This is a genomic window from Candidatus Palauibacter sp., assembly GCF_965261555.1.
Classification (GTDB): Bacteria; Gemmatimonadota; Gemmatimonadetes; order Palauibacterales; family Palauibacteraceae; genus Palauibacter.
Window position 1 is genome coordinate 2,494,551 of record NZ_OZ253465.1, and the last position, 20,446, is coordinate 2,514,996.

General features: G+C 68.9%; 18 protein-coding genes. 13 read left to right on the plus strand and 5 right to left on the minus strand.

All coding sequences use genetic code 11. The annotated features are described in order from the left end of the window. Nucleotides 1-22 precede the first annotated feature (22 nt). A complete protein-coding gene (locus ACQY5G_RS10730; RefSeq protein WP_428273834.1) occupies nucleotides 23-628 on the minus strand; it encodes a peptidylprolyl isomerase in 606 nt (201 codons plus the stop codon). Nucleotides 629-731: 103 nt separating this feature from the next. Between ACQY5G_RS10730 and ACQY5G_RS10735 the strand changes: the two genes are divergently transcribed. From ACQY5G_RS10735 to ACQY5G_RS10755, 5 genes are all read left to right on the plus strand, one after another. Further along, nucleotides 732-2,153, plus strand: a complete 1,422-nt coding sequence (locus tag ACQY5G_RS10735) for a Gfo/Idh/MocA family protein (protein ID WP_428273836.1) — start codon at nucleotides 732-734, stop codon at nucleotides 2,151-2,153. Then, entirely contained in the window at nucleotides 2,153-3,529 is a 1,377-nt protein-coding gene (locus ACQY5G_RS10740; RefSeq protein ID WP_428273838.1) for a 3-keto-disaccharide hydrolase, read from the plus strand. The genes ACQY5G_RS10735 and ACQY5G_RS10740 overlap by 1 nt, the downstream gene beginning before the upstream one ends. 31 nt (nucleotides 3,530-3,560) lie before the next feature. Next, nucleotides 3,561-4,955: a hypothetical protein gene (locus ACQY5G_RS10745; RefSeq protein WP_428273840.1), complete on the plus strand. Its 1,395-nt coding sequence runs from the start codon at nucleotides 3,561-3,563 to the stop codon at nucleotides 4,953-4,955. A 73-nt stretch (nucleotides 4,956-5,028) separates the two neighbouring features. Next, nucleotides 5,029-6,633 carry a hypothetical protein gene (locus ACQY5G_RS10750; protein WP_428273841.1) on the plus strand — a complete coding sequence of 535 codons (1,605 nt, stop codon included), beginning with the start codon at nucleotides 5,029-5,031 and terminating at the stop codon, nucleotides 6,631-6,633. 2 nt (nucleotides 6,634-6,635) lie between these two features. After that, entirely contained in the window at nucleotides 6,636-7,646 is a 1,011-nt protein-coding gene (locus ACQY5G_RS10755) for a hypothetical protein (protein WP_428273843.1), read from the plus strand. A 21-nt stretch (nucleotides 7,647-7,667) separates the two neighbouring features. Here ACQY5G_RS10755 and ACQY5G_RS10760 read toward each other — a convergent pair whose 3' ends face one another. From ACQY5G_RS10760 to ACQY5G_RS10770, 3 genes are read right to left on the minus strand one after another with little or no spacing between them, the layout of a single operon-like run. Further along, on the minus strand, nucleotides 7,668-7,904 hold the full coding sequence (locus ACQY5G_RS10760; protein ID WP_428273844.1) for a hypothetical protein: 237 nt from the start codon (nucleotides 7,902-7,904) through the stop codon (nucleotides 7,668-7,670). After that, nucleotides 7,901-8,845, minus strand: a complete 945-nt coding sequence (locus ACQY5G_RS10765; protein WP_428273846.1) for an MBL fold metallo-hydrolase — start codon at nucleotides 8,843-8,845, stop codon at nucleotides 7,901-7,903. Before ACQY5G_RS10765 ends, ACQY5G_RS10760 begins: the two co-directional genes overlap by 4 nt. Next, complete coding sequence (locus tag ACQY5G_RS10770) at nucleotides 8,842-9,771, minus strand: VOC family protein (protein ID WP_428273848.1); 930 nt, start codon at nucleotides 9,769-9,771, stop codon at nucleotides 8,842-8,844. The genes ACQY5G_RS10765 and ACQY5G_RS10770 overlap by 4 nt, the downstream gene beginning before the upstream one ends. Nucleotides 9,772-9,817: 46 nt before the next feature. Here ACQY5G_RS10770 and ACQY5G_RS10775 point away from each other — a divergent pair, with 46 nt between their 5' ends. Together ACQY5G_RS10775 and ACQY5G_RS10780 are read left to right on the plus strand one after the other, a co-directional pair. After that, nucleotides 9,818-10,348, plus strand: coding sequence for a DinB family protein (locus ACQY5G_RS10775; RefSeq protein WP_428273850.1), 531 nt, complete (start codon nucleotides 9,818-9,820; stop codon nucleotides 10,346-10,348). A gap of 73 nt (nucleotides 10,349-10,421) precedes the next feature. Next, nucleotides 10,422-10,682, plus strand: a complete 261-nt coding sequence (locus tag ACQY5G_RS10780; RefSeq protein ID WP_428273852.1) for a hypothetical protein — start codon at nucleotides 10,422-10,424, stop codon at nucleotides 10,680-10,682. Between the two features lie 37 nt (nucleotides 10,683-10,719). Here ACQY5G_RS10780 and ACQY5G_RS10785 read toward each other — a convergent pair whose 3' ends face one another. Next, nucleotides 10,720-11,103 (minus strand): copper resistance CopC family protein, encoded by a 384-nt coding sequence (locus ACQY5G_RS10785; protein WP_428273854.1) that lies wholly within the window; start codon nucleotides 11,101-11,103, stop codon nucleotides 10,720-10,722. A gap of 245 nt (nucleotides 11,104-11,348) precedes the next feature. Here ACQY5G_RS10785 and ACQY5G_RS10790 point away from each other — a divergent pair, with 245 nt between their 5' ends. The 6 genes from ACQY5G_RS10790 (at nucleotide 11,349) to ACQY5G_RS10815 (ending at nucleotide 20,440) form a co-directional block, all read left to right on the plus strand. Beyond that, entirely contained in the window at nucleotides 11,349-11,702 is a 354-nt protein-coding gene (locus tag ACQY5G_RS10790; protein ID WP_428273856.1) for a hypothetical protein, read from the plus strand. A gap of 204 nt (nucleotides 11,703-11,906) precedes the next feature. Further along, nucleotides 11,907-14,078, plus strand: a complete 2,172-nt coding sequence (locus ACQY5G_RS10795) for a TonB-dependent receptor (RefSeq protein WP_428273858.1) — start codon at nucleotides 11,907-11,909, stop codon at nucleotides 14,076-14,078. A gap of 79 nt (nucleotides 14,079-14,157) precedes the next feature. Next, nucleotides 14,158-14,658: a hypothetical protein gene (locus ACQY5G_RS10800; RefSeq protein WP_428273860.1), complete on the plus strand. Its 501-nt coding sequence runs from the start codon at nucleotides 14,158-14,160 to the stop codon at nucleotides 14,656-14,658. 222 nt (nucleotides 14,659-14,880) lie between these two features. Beyond that, nucleotides 14,881-16,893 (plus strand): hypothetical protein, encoded by a 2,013-nt coding sequence (locus ACQY5G_RS10805; RefSeq protein WP_428273862.1) that lies wholly within the window; start codon nucleotides 14,881-14,883, stop codon nucleotides 16,891-16,893. A gap of 58 nt (nucleotides 16,894-16,951) precedes the next feature. After that, entirely contained in the window at nucleotides 16,952-18,718 is a 1,767-nt protein-coding gene (locus tag ACQY5G_RS10810; protein WP_428273864.1) for a carboxypeptidase regulatory-like domain-containing protein, read from the plus strand. Between the two features lie 60 nt (nucleotides 18,719-18,778). Further along, entirely contained in the window at nucleotides 18,779-20,440 is a 1,662-nt protein-coding gene (locus ACQY5G_RS10815) for a carboxypeptidase regulatory-like domain-containing protein (RefSeq protein WP_428273866.1), read from the plus strand. Nucleotides 20,441-20,446: the final 6 nt, after the last annotated feature.

The window sequence follows — 20,446 nt, forward strand, 5'->3', positions numbered from 1 at the left end:
CCGGCTGTCCCCTCAACTGCGCTCACCCCTTCCGGTACACTCTCGTGATCCGGACGGGCGGGGTGAGTCGCTGTGCTTCGTAGGGTGCACGATGGATGGCGAGGACCACGTCCATTCCCGCCACTACTCTCCCGAAGGCGGCGAAGCCCTGGCCGTCGGGGTTGCGCATGCCGCCGAAATCGAGCGACGGCTGGTCGCCGATGCAGATGAAGAAGCTGTGCGTGGCCGTATCGGGGCCGCTGCGGCCCATCGAGACGGCCCCGTCCAAGTGCAGGAGGCCCGTATCGGAGGTGCGTTCCAGCGGAATGGGCGGGAAGGACTCGGCTTCCAGGTCCGGGTTCCGCCCTCCCTGCACGACCGCGATCCGGATGGAGTCGCTGGGCTGATTGTCCGCGTGCACCGTCCGAAAAAACGTGCCGCCGTCGTAGAACCCGCCGTCCACGTAGCGGAGGAAGTTCGCCGCCGTGATCGGAGCCGCGTCGACGTCCACTTCGAGTTCGAAGGAACCCATCCCGGTCTCGACGACGACCCGAACGGGGTCGCCGGCCTGCGGTGCGGCGGCCGCGAAGCCGGGGGCCCCGAGACCGAGGGGCGCCACGATCGCCGCGATCGCCCGGCGAGTGTTCACGCTCGTCTCCTCTCTTTGCTGACCCGATCCGCACAACCTTACGTTTTCGGGCCGACCCCGGGCGACCTCGCCCTCGAACCGACTGCATGAGCGTGCACCCGACATGAGCGAAGAAAAGAGAGAACTCGACCGCCGGTCGTCCACCGACCGCGACCGCAGGAGTTTCGTCAAATCCGTGGCCGCCGGCTCCGTGCTGGCCGCGGGCGCGCCATCGCTCCTGGCCGGTACCGAGTCCGGCTCCGGCAGCGGTCCCGCCGTCCGCCGCACGCTCCAGCGTGAGCCCCGGTCCCGTGGCGCGGCGCCGTCCGACGACATCGGGCTGGCCGTGATCGGCGCGGGCGGGATGGGCATGGCGGACGTGTCCACCGCGCTGCGCATCCCCGGCGTGAAACTCGTCGCCGCCTGCGATGTGTTCGATGGCCGGCTCGAGGCCGCTCGCGAGCGGCATGGGGAGATCTTCACCACCCGGGAATACCGGGAAGTTCTCGCCCGCGACGACGTGGACGCCGTCATCGTGGGAACCCCCGACCACTGGCATCAGCCGATCTCCGTTGACGCGCTCCGCGCCGGAAAGGCCGTCTACTGCGAAAAGCCGATGGTCCACCGGATCGAGGAGGGCCACGACCTGATCCGGGCCGAGCAGGAGTCCGGGTCCGTCTTCCAGGTCGGAAGCCAGGGGATGAGTTCGCTCGGCAACGAGAAGGCGAAGGAACTCTACGAGGAGGGGGCGATCGGCGAACTCAACTACGCCGAGGGCTTCTGGGCGCGCAACGACCCGATCGGCGCGTGGCAGTACCCCATCCCGGCCGGCGCCTCGGAGGAGACGGTCGACTGGAAGGGCTTCCTCGGACCCGCCCCCGAACGGCCGTACGACCCGCTGCGGATCTTCCGCTGGCGCAACTACCGCGACTACGGGACGGGCGTCGCGGGCGACCTCTTCGTTCACCTCTTCTCCAGCCTCCACTTCGTCGTGAGCTCGCCCGGACCCACCCGGGTCCAGGCGGCCGGAGGGCTGCGCTACTGGAAGGACGGACGCGAGGTGCCGGACGTCCTGCTCGGCGTGTTCGACTATCCCGAGACCGGGACCCACCCCGGATTCAACCTCTCCCTGCGGGTGAACTTCGTGGATGGGACCTCCGGCAGCACCTTCCTGAGACTGGTGGGAAGCGAGGGAGCGATGGATGTGACGTGGACCGAGGTCATCCTCCGCAAGAACGTTGCCGTGGACCCGATGGACGCCTTCTCGCAGGAGAAGATGGCCGAGGCGGCCGCGTCGGCGGATGGGCTCCCGCCGAGGGTCCGGATGCTTCCGCCGGCCGAGGTCCGGTACGAGGTCGAGCGCGGGTATCGCGGGGCGCACGTCGACCACTTCTTCAACTGGTTCGAGGCGATCCGCGGCGGCCCTCCCGTGCGTGAGGACGCGACCTTCGGGCTGCGCGCGGCCGCTCCTGCGCTGGCCTGCAACCTCTCCTACTTCGAGGATCGCATCGTGCGCTGGGATCCCGACGCCATGAGGCTCGTCTGATGCGCGCCCCGAAACGACTCCGGCTTCGCACCCCCTTCCCGCTCCGCGCGCCGCTCCCCCGCGCCCTCCTCCCGATCGCGCTGGCGGGGCTGGCGCTCGGCTGCGCCCAGGCCCCCGAGGCCTCGCTGGACACGGGGGCGACGGATGCGGTGCAGACGAGGCCCAACACCCTCACCGACGCGGAGCGGGAGGCCGGCTGGCGGCTGCTCTTCGATGGCGAGACGACGGCGGGCTGGCGCGGCTACGGGCAGGAGACCTTCCCCGACACCGGCTGGGCGGTGATCGACGGTGCGCTCGTCGTGGGTGCGACGGCCACGGATCCGGACGTGGCCATCGGCGGAGACATCGTCACGACCGAATCCTTCACGGACTTCGATCTCAGGTTCGAGTTCATGCTGTCGGAGGTGGCCAACAGCGGCGTCCTCTACCGCGTGATCGAGGAGGAGGGCGCCGCGATCTGGCACAACGCGCCCGAATACCAGGTGCTCGACGACACGGCATACATCGAGATGAACACGATGGACATGCACACGCACCTGACCGGCGACAACTACGATCTCCACGCCTCCGGCGAGAAGACGCTCCGCGGACCCGGCGAGTGGAACGAGGGCCGGATCCGCGTCCAGAACAACCTCGTCGAGCACTGGCTGAACGGGACGAAGACGGTCGAATACGAACTGGGGTCGCCCGAGTGGGAAGCGCTCGTCGCGGCGAGCAAGTTCGCCCCGTATCCCCGCTACGGGCGGGCGGAATCCGGCCCGATCGGCCTCCAGGACCACGGGCGCAACGTCTGGTTCCGCAACATCAGGATCCTGCCCCTTGAATCCGTCTCCCTCTTCAACGGGCAGGATCTCGACGGCTGGCGCGTGCACGGAACCGAACTCTGGTACGTGGAGGAGGGGGACGAGGGCGGGGAACTCGTGTGCGAGAGCGGCCCCGACGCGGATTACGGCTACCTCGCGACCGAGGCGACGTACCGCGACTTCGACCTCACCGTGGAGTTCATGCAGGAAGCGGACGGCAACAGCGGCGTCTTCCTGCGCTCGAGCGTGGAGGGGACTACCGTCAGCGGCTGGCAGGCCGAGGTCGCGCCCCCCGGCCTCTTCACCGGCGGCATCTACGAGTCCTACGGCCGCGGCTGGCTCGTGCAGCCGGACCCGGAACTCGACGCCGCGCTCCGCATGGGCGATTGGAACACGATGCGGATCCGGGCCGAGGACGACCGCGTCGCCACCTGGCTGAACGGCACGAAGATGGTGGACTTCGAGGACGAGCAGATCGGCGGCGGCGAGGGCTCGATCGCGCTCCAGATCCACGACGGCGGCGGCATCAAGGTCCGCTGGCGCAACCTGCGGCTCACGAACCTCGGCAACTGACTTGAACGGGCGCGCACTCCGAGGAGGCCAGATGAGATTCAGCCGCGCGGTGTGGGTCACGCTGCTGGCGGCTTGCGGGGGCGGAACCGGAGGTGCGTCGGTTCCGCCGGCGAGCGAGGACCGTCCGCTCGAGGCCGATTTCGAGGAAGTGTACCGGATCGGCGGGATCGCGGCGGAGGGGTGGGATGCGTTCACGGAGATCGTGAACATGGACTTCGATGCGGACGGCCGGCTCTACATCCGCGACGAAGCCGGGTCCTCCACGCGGATCGTGGTCGTGGACGGGGCGGGAGGCCTGGTGGCGGAGTTCGGGCGCATGGGCGATGGACCGGGCGAGCTTCGCGACGTGGGGCACATGGTGGCCCGCCCCGGGGGCGGAGCCGTCATCGTCGACAATGGCCATCGCGCCTACCTCCTGTTCGGCCCCGATGGGTCGTTCGAGCGCGCGATCGGCTTCGCGATCCAGGGCGCCTCCGAGACCGCTTCGGCGGAGGCCGTGCGCTCCGCCCGGCAAGGGGAAACGCTCTTCCTGACCCGACGTCCGGACGCGCGCTTCAGCAGCGGAGACGTGTCCGTGGAGACGGGTGACCGCACCATCTACCACGTGTCGCTCACCGAGGCGGACGAGGCGGTCGCAGCCACGTTCGCGGAGGGGTGGGAGGCGCTGCCGGAGCGGCAGTTCACGATGGAGGAGGCGGATCCGTCGGACATGTTCGATGCGCTCGGCGACGCGTTTACGTACTTCGTGCCCTCCCTCGTGTTCGATGTCCTCCCCGGCGGCGGCGTGGCGTATTCGGATTCCTCGGCCTACGCGGTCAAGATCCAGCCGGCCCCCGGTGCTCCGGTCCGTGTCGTGGGCCGCCCACTTCACCCGGAGCCTGTCACGGAGCCGCTGCGGGAGCGCACCCGGGCCCGGATGATGGAATCCTTCGAGTCCTCGGCTACGGGAGAGGTGAGCGGCCAGTCGATGGACGATCTTCCGCCGGCCTTTCGCGCGCAGGTGGCGGCCATGATGGAGGAGGTGCTTTCCGGCATGCGCGACGCGGTGGCGAACGCGGATTTCATGCCGGAAGTGCCCCTCGTGCGGGACCTTCGGACGACGTGGGAGGGGACGATCTGGGTCCAGCGCTGGGGGAGCGATCCGCTGGCGCAGATCGATGCGCAGGCCACGCTCGCGTCGGGAGCCCCGGCGAGGGAGGAGGTTGCCGCCGGCTGGATCGATGTCCTCTCGCCGGAGGGCGAGTACATGGGCACCCTGTCGCTGGAGGAGACGCCCATGCCCGACGCGTTCGGGCCCGGCGGCCTCGTCGCCTTCGTCGAGACGGACGAATTCGACGTGCCGACGATCATCCTGAAGCGGCTGCCGGCGACCATCCACCTGGAGTCGGGCTCGCCGACTCCGGGCGCCGAGGGCGGTGGTCGTTAGCGAGGAGATTGACCCGGCCTTCGCCTGTCGCGTACCCTTTTTTTGAGAGCGTCCTCCCGCAAGGAGCCATGTGATGCCGCCCGATACGCGGATCCTGTCTTTCGCCGGAAGATCTTCCGTCCTGTTCACCCTTCTGCTGCTCTCCGCGACGGGTCTCGCGGGGCAGAACGGTGAGTCCGCCGCCACGGCCCGCCATGTTGCGGCAGCCTCGACGGGCGACGCGGCGGTGGACGTCACCTTCGGCCGCGACATCGCGCCGATCCTGCAACGGGCGTGCGTGCGCTGTCACCGGGACAACGGTGTCGCGCCGATGCCGCTCGTCACGTACGAAGACGTCCAGCCCTACGCGAGCATGATCGCCCGCCGGACCCAGATCCGGGACCGGGCCGGCGCCATGCCGCCGTGGTACATGGAGAAGGACATCGGGATCCAGCACTTCAAGGACGACATGTCGCTCGACGAGTGGGAGATCGAGGCGCTCGATGCCTGGCGGCGCGCCGGCACGCCCGAGGGCGACCCGGCGGACCTCCCGCCGCCGCTCGAGTTCGACGACGATGTCGTGTGGGCCGCGGGCGAGCCGGATCTGATCGTCAAACTCCCCGAGGTTCTCGTGAAGGGCGACGCGCCGGACTGGTGGGGGGACATCGAGAGCGTGCCCACGGGTCTCACCGAGGACCGCTACGTGAAGTCCGTCGAGATCCGCGAGGTGAACGATGTGCCGCAGCGGCGCGACGGAGAACACGGAGGACGCCACACGGTGGGTGGACGTTTCGTCGTTCACCACATGATCTGGAGCACGCGCGTCCTCGAGGGCCAGGAGACGGGGCCGGGCTCGCGGCGCGCTTCTACGGACACGGGCTGGCCGGTACACGAGGTCGGCCGCGAACCCGACCTCTTCGACGAGGAAGCGGGCCGGCTTCTGCGGGCGGGCTCCTCGGTAGTGTCGAACTCCGTCCACCTCCATTCCAACGGCCGCGACACGCGCGCCCACCTGGAGATCGGGTTCCGCTTCCACCCGAAGGACTACGAGCCGAAGTACAGGCGAACCATCCTCGGGCTCGGCAACGGGAGCGACATCGACATCCGGCCCGGCGTGGCCGGGCAGGAGCTTCACGCCTACAAGGTGCTGAACCAGCACACCAAGATCGTCACCTTCGAGCCGCACCTTCACGCCCCCGGCATGCGCATGTGCCTGGAGGCGATCTGGGGCTTCAACGTCGAGACGCTGAACTGCGTCGGCTACGATCACAACTGGGTGCGCGGCTACACCTACGCGCAGGACCACCAGCCGCTCCTGCCGAAGGGGACCGTCCTCCACATCATCGGCTACATGGACACCTCCGAGGCGAACCGGAACGTCCCGGACACGCGCAACTGGCAGGGTTCGGGGAACCGTTCGGTCGCGAACATGTTCATCGACCTCGGCATGCGCGTGGAGATGTCGGACGAACAGTTCGTGGAGGAGATGGCGATGCGCCGGCACCGGCTCGCGCTCGGTCCTAACGACCACGTCGTCGGCTGCCCGCTGTGCATGGTCATCCCCGCCAACGGCGACATGAGCTATTTCGCCGACGCCGAGTGGTGGCAGTCCGATGCCGCCACCGAGGCCGAGTCTTCCGGCGAAGGCGAATCGGGGTCCGGGAACAGCCGCGACCCCGGCGACCGCCGGGAACGGTGATCGTGGCCGAACCGGTTTCGATGCCCCGGGTCGCGCGGCCCGGGGCGCTGGCCGCGCCGCTTCTGGGGCTGATCCTCGCCGCGTCCGCGCTTCCCGCCGACTCTGCCGCCCAGACCTATGCCCGGGGGCAGAACGTGGCGCCGGCGTACGAGGGATGGGAGCAGAACGAGGACGGGTCGTTCAACTTCCTCTTCGGCTACATGAACCGGAACTGGGGCGAGGAGATCGACGTTCCCGTGGGCGAGGACAACATGTTCTCGCCGGGCCCCGCCGACCGTGGGCAGCCGACCCACTTCCTCCCGCGCCGCAACCGCTTCGTGTTCAAGGTTCGCGTGCCCGCCGACTGGGGCGACAGGGAACTCGTGTGGACGCTCACAAGCCACGGGGTCACCGAGAAGGCGTACGCTACGCTGCGCCCCGACTATATCGTGGACAACACCGTGATCATGTCGGAGACCGGCGCGCTCGGCGCGGGTTCCAGCAACGCCGAGATGCGGTCCAACGAGCCCCCGACGATCACGCTCGAGGGGGAGCGCACGCGTGAGGCGATCGTCGGCCAGCCGGTGACGGTGAGCGTCATCGTGGAGGACGACGGCCTGCTGCGGGCGTTCCGCCAGGGGCCGCCGGATCCGCCCGAGACGGCGGAGGACTCCGCGCGGGTCGACTCGATCGCGAACGCCTTCCCCAGCTTCAGCGGCCGCCAGCTCCGGCCCCCGTCGCGCGTGACGGTGCAGAAGGTGAACGGCCTCTTCATGTCGTGGTTCGTCTATCGCGGCGAGGGCGAGGTGACGTTCGATCCGCCGCAGGTGAAGGTGTGGGAGGACACGCGCACGGGCGCGAACTCGCCGTGGGCGCCGCTCTGGCGCCCCCCGGACCTGCCGGAAGACGGCCGCTGGACCGTGACGGCGACCTTCCCTCAGCCCGGCACCTACATCCTCCGCGGCCGCGCCGACGACGGCGGCCTGTTCGCCGACGAGGAGATCACCATCGTGGTGCGCCCTGCCGCCAGCTGACGGCAAACCCGGGAAGGCCCGCTACCGCTGCCCGTACTCCACGGCTTCGAGTGCCTGGAATACGTGGACGGCCGCGCAGACGATGAAGCACATGAGGTCGAGAGGCTCGCCATCCGCGAGCCAATGGGTAACCGCATACACCAGCAGGGCGGCGTTGGCCAGCGAAACGCCGGCGGCGCGGACCCGGCGCTGGGCGAGCTGGCCGAGACCGGGAACGAGAAGGCTCGCGAACCCCGCGGCGGGCGCCTTCAGCGTCATGCGGCCGCGGCTCGCTTGCGCCAGTAGCGGGCGAGGCCCCACCACGAGTCGCCGGCGCCGAAAGCGTTGATGTAGGTGTCCACGGGCTCCGCCGGCATGCGCCGGCGCAGGTCTTCCTCGACCCACGCCGCGAAGGCTCGGGCCCGGGCGGGGTCGGCGGACGTATCCGGGTCCGCCGGGTCCTCGTTCCCCAGCGATTCGCGCACGGTGCGGGCCCAGCGCGCGAGTTCGTCGCAGAGTTCGGCGAAGTGGGCGGCCGGGTCCTCGACGGCTCCGAAGTGGGTCGGGATGATGCGGTCGGGATCCCACGCCATGACCCGCTCCATGCTCGCGTTCCAGCCTTCGACGTCGATGTCGGGTACCGGCGTGACCGGGATCACGCCGCCCGGCGGGATGCGGATGCCGCCCACATCGCCCACCCACGCCGTCCCCCCGTCCTCCTCGAAATAGGCGACGTGGTGCTTCGCATGGCCGGGCGTGTAGGCGATGCGCAGCGCACGGTTGCCGAGTTGCAGGGCATCCCCCTCGTCCACTTCGGTGACGGACTCCGCGGGAACCGGAAGGAACTCTCCCCACAGCGTCTCCATCCGATCGCCGTAGATGCGGCCGGCGGAAGCGAGAAGACGCTCGGGCCGGATCATGTGGATCGCCCCCACGGGGTGAACGTATACCCGTGCCTCGGGCACCCGGCTCACGATCGTCCCGGCAGCCGTGGCGTGGTCGAGGTGGATGTGCGTGAGCAGAACCGCGTGCACGTCGGCGAGGCCGAACCCGGCTTCCCCGAGCCCGGCCTCCAGCGCCGGGAGGCAGGTCGTGGGCCCGGGGTCGACGAGGGCGACTCCATCCCCGGTTTCCAGGACTCCGGTCCCAATGGCGAGATCGAAACCCTGGAACTTCAGGTCGACGATGGAAGTCCGCGCGTCGAGCGTGTGGATCGTCATCCGTTCTCCTCGGGGTCGGCCGGGCTGGCCGGGCCGGCCGGATTGAGCGGATCGGAGCCGGCGTCGGAGGGCCGCAGTTCGATCCAGAGACCGCCGGCGTTGCCGAGTACGATGTTGTCGGAGACGGACTCGGGCGCGCCGCGCACGGTGAGCGACACGACCGGGGCGGACTCCGGATCGGCCATCCAGAGGCGCGCATCCACGATGTAGACGGTCCCGCCGCGGATCCCGAGGGCGCGCCCGTACAGGTGTTCGGGGTGCCGCGACGGGCCGCAGTCGCGGGCCCCGAAGGCGAGCAGGAACCGCGTGAGGCGCTCCGGGTCTTCCACCATCACCCACACCGCCTCGAGTCCGCGGGCGCCGTTCGGGTGCGGCGCCGCGTCCGCCGACGTCACGCTCTCGCGATCGGAGGTCACGAAGAACACGGGGTGCAGCGGGTGGCCTCGGGGGAAGGCGACCCGGCCACCCGCTCCGGCGGAGACCGCGGCCAACTCCGGTTCAAGTTCGCCCGCGATCTCCAGGACGCCCGCCGGTGCCGGACCGGAGAATGCGAGGTACGCCCCGCCTCCGCCATCGGCGATGAGGTCCGCGTAACGCTGCGCCTCCACGGCGCCCGGCGCATCGGGGCCGAGGGCAGAGGCGGGCTGCATCGTTCTCAGTGCGAGCCGGGTCCCGTCGCCGAACGGAATCGATGCCGTCGCGAGACCGTTTTCGTCCGGCTCGGGACTCCGGATGCGGAACCCGAACTCGTCGGTGAGTCGCTGCGAGAGGGCCCCAAGGTCGCCGACGGCGATGGGCACATGGTCGAGGCGCAGCGAGGATCCCGGGGCGACGCACGCCCCCGGAGCCCCCTGCGCGACGGCGGCCGAAGCCGTTCCGAGCAGGGCACAGACGACTGTCGCGATGGGAATTGAGCGGTGGTTCATGCGGACAAGATGTCGCCGGGACGGCGAGGTCGATAGCTTGCCGGCCATGAAACGACCTGGACCCGACGAACACGGCGAGTACTACTCCACCTACATCGACCGCGTACCGGACGACCGGCCTCTGGTCGCTGTCCTCGGCGAGGCGCCCGACGAACTCGACGCGCTTCTCTCCGGCCTCCCCGGCGAACGCGAGCACTTCGCGTACGAGCCGGGGAAGTGGACGTGCCGCGAGGTGCTGGGTCATGTGATCGACACCGAGCGGATCTTCTCCTACCGCGCGCTCCACATCGCCCGCGCGGATTCGGCCGAGCTGCCGGGGATGGATCAGGTTGAATGGGCCGCGGCCTCCAACGCGGCCGATCGCCCCATCCGGGAACTCCTGCATGAATTCCGTGCGCTGCGCACCGCGAACGCGGCCTTCTTCGCCTCGCTCGACGAAGACGCGCTCTCGCGCCGGGGAGTCGCGAGCGGCGCCGAGTGCACGGTGCGGGCGCTCATCCATATCATCGCCGGCCACGAGCTTCACCACCGGGACGTGCTCAGGGAGCGATACCTGGCCTCCCCCGCCGAAGACTGAGGAGATCGAGATGACCGAGGTCACGCTCTTCTATCAGCGCCCCGGCTGAACGAGCTGCAAACGCACCCGTGCGGTGTTCGACGAGACCGGCGCGACGATCGCGGAGGAACGATCCACCACGAAGTCGCCGCTCACGGATGACGACGTGCGGGCGCTGCTGGCGGCCGTCGAGCGCGTGGTCATCGCGAAGGGAAGGAGCCGGCGCGACCTGAAGCCGGCCGAGACCGAACTCGACGCGCTCAAGGGGCGCACGGGGAAGTACCGCGCGCCGATCGTGCTGGCGGGAGCCACGCTCCTGGTCGGCTTCAACGCCGAGGCGCTCGCGGAACTCTAGCGTCGCCAGCCGGCCGGGGCCGGGATCCGGCCGGGATTCAGCGGGCGGTTTGCACCGTGAAGCCGAAGTCGCCGCGAATCGTGTGGCCGTCCTGCGACATGGCTCGCCACATGACCTCGTAGTCGCCGTCCGCGAGCGTCTCGCTCACATCCAGCACGACGACGCTCGGGTCGTCCTCATCGGCGGTCGCCGGCTCGAGGTCGAGGGGTTCGCCCCCCCTCGGCAGGAGCCGAACGGATGTCCCGGCCATCTGCGGGGCCTCCGTGAACCACAGCGTGACCGACCCGGGGCTGGCCGTCACCGTCGCGTCCTTCTTCGGAGACGACGCCTCGAGGGCGAGGTGGGCGCCGACGAAGATGCCCGCCGTCGAGAACGCGGCGGCCGCCACGACGGCTGCCCCTCTTCGAATCCATCGGCCCATCGACTTCGTCCCGATCCTGGTGCGCTGAGTCGTCCGAGGTCGAACGACGGCGCAGCCGACGCTCGCCCCCCGAGGCATTGAAAATCCCGGGTACACCTTCAGGATGCTACCCGTTCCGCGATCCGCGGCAACTGCCCGGTACGGAGGGGCCGCCAACTTGACTCGTTCCGCCACCGAACGCAGCTTGCCTGCACTTGATCCGGAGTGCCCTCTGGCGGCACCCGGAATACTCTGGCGGCATAGCTGTGAAGCGTATCTCCCCTCAACAGCCGCGGGATCTTCGCCGGCTCGGCGTCCAGGCCATCGTCCTCCTTCAGGCCTTGGTGTTCGCCATTCTGCCAGCGGTGGATGCGGTGCTCGAAGCCGAAGCGCCGAGCGCCGACGTGCACGTTGAAGGGGAGCACAGCGAGCGCGACTCCGGGCACAGCCACCTGCTGTGCCAGTTGGCTCGTACCGTGACGCCGGGGTTCCCTCCCTTGATTCCGATCGAGCTGTCGGTGGTATTCGAGACCAGCCCCGACACCCCGACCGCGAACGTCTGGCAACGCCGCCCGACACCGCCCGGCGGGAGCGGTCCCAGAGCCCCTCCTCGAGCCTGACCCGCTGCCGGGCCGTCGTCCCGGAAGCCCTCCGATCGTCCGTGGGAGGCGGATCGCAAGTCTCCCGAACACCCGTTACCCGCTGAAGCATTTTCCAGCGAGATGCACCGCGCTTCTCAAGCATGAGCAGTCGCTGTTGCGTCTCGAAGAAGGCTGTCCATGGTGATAAGGCGTCTGGCCGGTTTGATCCCGGCCGTATTGGCAATGGCTGTTGGAGCCGCCGGCTCGTCCGCGCAGGTGGAGCGCGCGGGTGAGATCGAGGGCATCGTGCGCGATGCCGACTCCAACGAGCCGCTCGCGGGCGCCCGGGTCTCCATCGCTGCGTCCGGTGGCCGGGCGGTCTCGCACGGCGACGGCACGTTCCATGTCCCGGTGCCGGGCCCGCGCATTTACACGGTGCGGGTCGAACGGCTGGGTTACCGGACAGTCTCGCTGGAAGTCGATGCGTCGGGGGAAGAGATCGTGCTGGTGGCGATGGAGGCCAATCCCATCCCCCTGCCGGATCTCGTCGTCACGGGATCCGTGGTGGCGCGGGCGGCGAACGAAGTGTTGCGCCCGACCAGCGTATTCGCGGGGGAGAACCTGCAGCGTCGCCTGGCCGGGACCCTGGCGGAAACGCTGTCCTCCGAGCCGGGACTGGCGGTGAGCACCATGGGGCCGGCCTCTGCGCACCCGGTGATCCGGGGGCTCAGCGGCGACCGCATCCTGATGCTCGAGGACGGGGAACGGGTCGGCGACGAGTTTGCGAGCGGCCCCGACCACGCCACGGCGATCGATCCGGCGTCGGCGCGCCGCGTCGAAGTCATCCGCGGACCGGGTGCGATTCTGTACGGAAGCAACGCGCTGGGGGGCGTCATCAACGTGGTTCGCGATGACGTGCCCTCGTCGGTGCCACGCCACCTTACGGGCGCATTCACCCTCCAGGGACAGAGCGTCAGCAACGCGGCGAGCGGCAGCCTGAATCTCACGTATGGCGTGACGGACCATATCCCCGTGCGGCTGGAACTCTCGCGTCGCAGCAGCGGCGACCTGGAGACCCCGGTCGGACCCCTGCAGAATACGAGTACGGACATCCGGGAGATTTCCGGCGGAACCTCGTGGGTGGACGATTGGGGACATGCCGGCGCGACCTTCCGCTACTACGGCAACGACTACGGCATCCCCGGAGGATTCGTCGGGGGTCACGCGGCCGGGGTTCGCGTCGAGATGGAGCGGACCGCGACCAGGCTGCGCAGCGTACTCCGGCCCGCCGAGCTCTTCGAGAGCATCGAGATCGACGCGGGACACACGTGGTACGAGCACCGGGAGATCGAGCCCCCCGACATCCTGGGAACGCTTTTCGAGCGCCAGACAGTGAGCGGCGAGGTCCTCGCCCGCCACAGCGGCTGGGGCCCGTTCTCCTCGGGAGGGGTGGGAACGCGGGGTTCCTGGGAAGATTTCGGATTCGGAGGCTCTCTCTTCACGCCGAACTCGACGCAGACCTCCTTCGCCGTGTTCGCGCTGGAGGAGGTCGATCTGAATCCGATACGCCTGGAAGCGGGCCTACGCTACGACTGGGTGCGCGTGCGGCCCGACCGGGAGGACCCGTCATCCGACATCGGCCACATCCGCGAGAGATCGTTCGGTGCGGCATCCGGGTCCCTGGGTGCCCTGGCGCAGCTCACACCGAGCTTCACGGTGGGCGCTACCGTCGCCAGGGCGTTTCGCACCCCCAGCGTCAACGAACTCTTTTCGGAAGGTCCCCATCTGGCGGCCTACGCCTTCGAGGTGGGGAACCCGTCGCTCGAGACGGAGCGCGGGACAGGGATCGACCTGTTCATGCGTTTTGTGAGCAGCCGGCTGAACGCCGAGGTGACGTGGTTCCATAACGCCATCGCGGACTACGTCTTCCCGCTCGAGACGGGAGAGCTGAGCCGCGTGCGGCTGCCGATCTTCCAGTTCCAGGGGGAAGACGCGGTGCTCACGGGATTCGAGAGCGCGCTCGAGTGGGCGCTGGTCGGAGATCTGACCGTGGAGGCGGTGGCTTCATACACCCGGGGCAGGATCGTGGAGACGGACGAACCGCTTCCGCTGATCCCTCCGCTGCAGGGGCGCTTCGCCGTCGGCTACGCGCCTCGCAACTGGTTCATCGAGGCCGAAACGCGGGTTGCGGCTCGCCAGGACCGGACGGGTCCCTTTGAGAGCGCAACTGACGGATATACAGTGTTCGATCTCTCCGCCGGCATCCGGATCACGGCTCTTGGGCGGCTGAACGTGATCACCGTACGGGGGGAGAACCTTGGCAACGCAGTGTACAGAAACCACTTGTCGCGCGTGAAGGAGATCATGCCCGAAGCCGGGAGATCCATCAGCGTGGCTTATCGCGTCGTCTTCTAGAGCGAACCATCCGAAGCCGCATACGGAGATGCTTCGTGACGGGAGCGACCGGAACATCAACACAACGAGGTGAAGAAAGATGAGACATTTCCAGCCGAAACTGCCATTCGCCCTGCTGACCGCGGGACTGCTGGTCCTTGCCGCCTGCGGCGACAGCGCCACGGAACCCCACGATCACGACGATGACGAAGATCACGCCGAAGAAGTCGAGGGCGTGATCCTGTCGCTGAGCGGTCAGAACATCGCAGCCTACAACGGAGACACCGGACAGTGGACGGGAGAACTCGAGGTCGAGCCCGGCGAGGAAACCGCCCATATCGGCGTCACGTTCGTAGACCACAGCGCGCAGGCGGTTACGCTCGGCGACGACTTCTACCTGCTGGTCGAGGTCGAGGACGAATCCGTCGCGGAGTTCGAGCAGGACACCCCCGGCGAGTTCGGAGGACACCTGCATGGAGGGAATGCGGAGGGCGATACGGAGATCACGTTCAGCCTGATGCACGGCGCGGTCGGGTCGGGGCACGCGGATTTCGTTACCGCACCGCTCCACGTGCACGTCCACGAGCACGACGACGGCTAGCCTGGCTCAACCGGTCCCAGCAGTCCCGCAAACCCTCCCCGGACTCGGTTTCCGGGGAGGGTTTGCCTTTGCTCGCGAGGCAAGCCTCGCCCGCGAGCAGTGGCCGCCGACCGGCGGGATCGTCGCTTGACCGTTGAATCGTGTGCGGCTCAGGTTCACGACCCGTGTCCGGCCGCCCGTACGCGGCCCGGTCGACTTTCTCGCCCCCATTGAGAGGTTTCGATGAGCAGAGCGCGCTCCACATCCCAGGCGCCGCCGTCCACGTGGCGCCGCATCTCCGTCCTGCTCTCGTTCGGCGTCGCCGTCGCGGGCTGCGCCGAAGGTGCCGGGGACGCGACCGACACCGAGTGGAAGAACATCGCGGGCAACGACATGGGCCAGCGCTACTCGGCCCTCGACCAGATCGATCCCGAGACCTTCGAGGATCTCGAGGTCGCCTGGGTCTGGGACGGGTCGGACTACCCGGCCGTGAACGCGCGCGCCACGCCGATCCATGTGGACGGGATGCTGATCTCCGTGGCGGGCGAGAAGCGGCACACGTACGCGATCGACGCGGGCACCGGGGAGAAGATCTGGGAGTACGTCGAGCCCGAAACCTTCCGTTGGGAATACTCGATGCGGAAGAACCACGGGAAGGGCGTCGCGTACGGCGAGATCGATGGTCGCGCGGTCGTCTACATGGTGAGTCCCGCCTTCTTCCTGCACGCGCTGTGGGCCGACACGGGCGAGCACGTGGAGGGCTTCGGCGGGCCCGTCAGCGTCCCGGGCTTCCCCGAGTCGGGGGTCGTCGACCTGCTCGCGGGGCTGGGGCACGAGTTCGACCCGTACTACGGCATCCCGCTCGAGACCGGCTACATCACGAGTTCGTCCCCCCCGATCGTCGTCAACGGCGTGATCGTGGTCGGGAACTCCGCCGAGCAGGGCTACAACCAATCGCGGCGCGAGAACGTGCCGGGCGACATCCTCGGCTACGACGCCCGCACGGGCGACTTCATGTGGAAGTTCAACGTCCTCCCCGGACCGGGCGAGTTCGGCCACGAGACGTGGGAGAACGACGCGTGGGAATGGACGGGTGACATCTCCTCGTGGGCGCCGCTCTCGGCGGACGAGGAGCGGGGGATCGTCTACGTCCCGACCAACGGGGCCACGATGGACTTCTGGGGCGGCTTCCGGCCGGGAGACAACCTGTTCTCCACGAGCCTGATCGCGCTTGATGTGCAGACGGGAGAACGGGTTTGGCACTACCAGCTCGTCCATCACGACATATGGAATTACGACACGCCTCAGATCCCCGTGCTGATGGACGTGACGGTGGATGGCGAGGACATTCCGGCGGTCGTGCAGGTCACGAAGCAGGCCTTCGCATACACGTTCAACCGGGAGACGGGCGAGCCGATCTGGCCGATCGAGGAGCGGCCGGTGCCGGAGGGTCTCATGCCGGGCGAGGCGCTCTCGCCGACGCAGCCGTTCCCGACCTGGCCGGCGCCGTACGACATGCAGGGGCTGACCCACGACGACCTGATCGACTTCACGCCGGAACTGCGGGGAGCCGCGATCGAGGCGCTCGACGACTACGTGATCGGGCCGCTGTTCACGCCGCCGCTGCACCGGGACAACGATCTCGGCAAGCTGGCCTCGATGTGGTGTCCGGGAGACGTGGGTGGGACGAACATCGACGGGACGCCGGCGGCGGATCCGGAGACGGGCATCCTCTACGTGACTTCGCAGAAGGGGTGCGGGTCGCGGATCATGGTGCCGGGTGAGGAGCGCGACGCGCGGGAGCCCGCGCAGACGGGGACGACGATCACGGAGTTCGCGGTCGGCGGGTTCGCGGGGGTTCGGCGGGTGCAGGGTCTCCCGCTCTTCAAGCCCCCGTACAGCCGGATCACGGCGATCGACATGAACACGGGCGAGCACCTGTGGTGGATTCCGGTGGGAGACACGCCGAACAGCGTGCTCGAGCATGACGCGCTCCAGGGCATGGACATCCCGAACACGGGCACGGGACGGCAGGCCGCGCAGATCGTCACGAGCACCCTGCTCATGTACACGGGGGAGGGAAGCGACGGGACCTCCTACCTCTTCGCCGTGGACAAGGCGACGGGCGAGCGGCTCGGGCAGGTCGAGCTGCCGGCGCTGCCGCGGTACGGGATGATGACGTACATGCACGAGGGACGGCAGCACGTCGTGATCCAGGCGCCGAACACGCTGATCGCGCTGCGCCTCGCCGACTGACTGCGGGCCTCCGCCGGCCCGGATTGGCGCCGATGGCGGCGCCTCGCGACATTTTGGCATGAGGATCCGCTTCCTACGAACGCAGCGGGGCTGTTGCCACGCGCTGCTATGGCTCGCGATGGCCTTCATCGCCTCGGCGTTCGCTTCGCCCGCCGCCGCCCAGCGGATCAACGGCACGGTACGCGAAGCCGATGGCGGCCCGCTCATCTCGGGCGGTTTCGTCAGCCTTCTGGACGCGGCCGGCGAGGCCGTGGAGGCCGACTTCACGGCGGCGGACGGCCTCTTTTCGCTGACGGTGCCCGGCCCCGGGCAGTACCGCATCCGCGTGGAGCGCATCGGATACGCGAACTGGGTCACCGAACCCTACGACGTGACGTCGGGGCAGAACCTGACGGTCACTGTCGAAGTCCCGCCGCGACCGGTGCGGCTCGTGGACCTCCGCGTCGAAGTCACCGCGGCCTGCCTCGACGATCCGAGCGAAGGAGAAGCGCTCGCTACTGTCTGGGAAGAGGCTCGCAAGGCGCTCGAGACGGCGGTGTGGGCGGAGGATCGGGGAGAGGTGACCTTCACGTTGACCGAGTACGAACGCACGCTCGAACCCCGCAGTCTGGCCACCCTCGAGTCGGAGAGCCGCATACGACGGCACGTGCGTCTGCCGCCCTTCCGGAGCCTTCCCGCCTCCCGGCTTGAGGATTCCGGCTACGCGATCGTGACGCCGGACACGTCGACGTTCTACGCACCGGATGCAACGGTCCTCCTCTCTCGGGAATTCCGGGATACGCACTGCTTCGGACTGCGTCGGGACGTGATCGACGCTGAGAGCATGCTGGGCATCACGTTCCGCCCGCGGAGCGATCGCGACGTCGTGGATATCGAAGGGACCCTCTGGCTCGCCGAGGAGAGCGCCGCATTGCGCCGTGTGGAGCTCCGGTACCGGAACGTTCCCCTGCCGCGAGGCGCCCGGCGTGGGCTGGTGGGCGCCGATCTCACGTTCGACCGGCTCCCGGACGGTCCGTTCTACGTCCGCGACTGGTGGGTTCGGTTCCCGGTGGGGGGCCAGCGCCGGCGGCTGGGACGGACGGGCCTCTCCGGTCCCCTGTCGCCCGCGCTGGTGGCGTACAAGCAGATCGGCGGCACCGTGGCGGACGCCTTCGTGGCTGGAGTCCCATTCGAAGTCGGTGAGGGCGTCGTGGCGGGCGTCCTGCGAGACAGCGTGAGCGGGGAGCCGCTCGGCGGTGCGGACGTCGTAATTCGGGACTGGGATGACGCGGCGACGTTCGTGCCCCGGCCCAATGCGGCCGACGCCCCGTTCAGCGCCGTCACCGATCCGGCCGGCCGGTTCGAGGTGGGCGGGCTGCCGGACGGCGCATACGCGCTCGGCGTGGACCATTCGAGCCTGCGTGCCGCCGGCGTGCGGATGAACGAAACCCGGGTCGTGGTGGACGACCGGGTGAGCGAGCCCCTCGAGCTTTGGACGCCGTCCGCCGACGCCCTCTTCGCCCGCGTCTGTCCCCGTTCCTCGCCCCGGGGGAGTACGGGCGCCGTGGTCGGGTTCGCACGCGACGCGGAGACGGGGCTCCCGGTGCCGAACATCGAGGTCGAGGTCGTGTGGCGCGTGCGCCGGCTTCAGGGCACGACGCGGAGCGCCTTCGTGTCCGAACAATCGGAATACGCCGGCGGGATGTCCGACGAGCGAGGCAGATTCGCGATCTGCGGCGTCCCCCTCGGCGAACTCGTCGTCGTGCGGCCGCGGGGAGAGGATGAAGGCAGCGAACTCGAACTGGTCGCGCGCATCGCCTGGCGGGACATCTTCACCGGATCTTAGCCCCCATCGCATATGCGACTCGATCCCGGAACATCGAAGCGTGCGACGAGGGCCGGACCGTTGGTCCGGGCTCTGCTCGCATTCGCGGCGCTGGCGGGGGCCGCTTCACCCGCGACTGGCCAGACGATCAGCGGAACGGTCCGGGAGACGGATGGAGGGCCTCTCATCCCCGGCGCCTTCATCAGTCTGCTGGAAAAGTCGGGCGAGGCCGTGCGGGCGGATTTCACCGCGCCAGGCGGGACTTTTGGCCTGACGGCGCCTGTCCCCGGACAGTATCGGCTTCGCATAGAGCGCATCGGCTACGCCACCTGGACCACGGAACCGTACGAGCTGTCGGCGGGCCACGTCCTGTCGGTGACCGTCGAGGTCCCGCCTCGCCCCGTCCGGCTTCGCGACCTCCGCGTGGACGTGACCGGTTCCTGCTTCGACGATCCATCCCAGGGCCCCGCCCTGGCCACGGTCTGGGAAGAGCTGCGCAAGGCGCTGGCCACCGCCGTGTGGGCCGAGGAACGGGGTGATCTGAGGTTCAACTTCACCCGCTGGGAGCGCATCCTCGAACCTCGTATGCTGACGGTCCGCGAGGCGACGAGCCGAACGTACCTTCGCCAGCCGCTTCCACCGTTCAGGAGCGTCCCGGTCGCCGAACTCACGCGGTCCGGCTTCGTCGTCGTGACGGAGGAGGCGTCGGAATACCGTGCGCCTGACGCGAATGTGCTGCTCTCCCGGGAGTTCCGGACGGGGCACTGTTTCGGCCTGACGCGGGCGACCGTCGGCGGCGCGCCGAAACTCGGCATCACCTTCCGGCCGCGCGAGCGTCGGAGGATCCCCCAGATCGAAGGCACGCTGTGGCTCGACGAGAAAAACGCGCACCTGGACCGCGCTGAGTTGTCCTATCGCAATCTGTCATTGCCCCGCCGCGTAGACCGTCGGCTGATCGGCGCCGAGATCGTCTTCGATCGACTCCCGGACGGTCCCTTCTACGTAAGAAACTGGTGGATCCGGTTCCCGTTCTTCGAAGACGGATCGTTCACCGGCTATCTCCAGGGCGGTGGCTCTGTGAAGCGGGCCTCGGGGCGCGACGCTGCGTGGGAGATGGGCCACGCCGTGGCGCTCGGGATCGTGCGGGACAGCGTGAGTCGCGAGCCTCTTGCCGGGGCACAGGTCATCCTCCGGCCATGGGAGGACGCGGCCGCGTTCGTGCCTCCGCCCGACCCCGCGGAGACTCCGTTCAGCGCGACCACCGACCGGGACGGTCGATTCCTCGTGGGGGGACTGCCCGATGGGGTCTACGCCCTGAGTGTGGATCATTCGAAACTCAGGACGGCGGGCTTCCGGCCGAACGAGACTCGCGTAGTCGTCGAAGAACTGTTTCCGAGTGAGACGGAGATCTGGACCCCGTCCGCGGAGACGCTCTACGCACGAATCTGTCGCGAGGCGTCCCCTGCGGAGGGGGAGGGCGCCGTGGTCGGGGTCGCGCGCGACGCGACGACGGGACGCCCCATCCCCGGAATTCCGATCGAAGCCCTCTGGAGCGTGCGCGTGCGCCGGGGCGTGGCGCGGGCCATCTCGGAGTCGGCCGTGTCGGACGGGCAGGGCCACTTCGCGATCTGCCGCGTCACGCTCGGAGAGACGATCCAGTTGCGAACGCCGGATGACAGCGGCGTCGTGGAGTTCGAGCAGGATGCCCGGATCGTCTGGCAGGACGTGACCGTCGAACCGTAGCCGTCC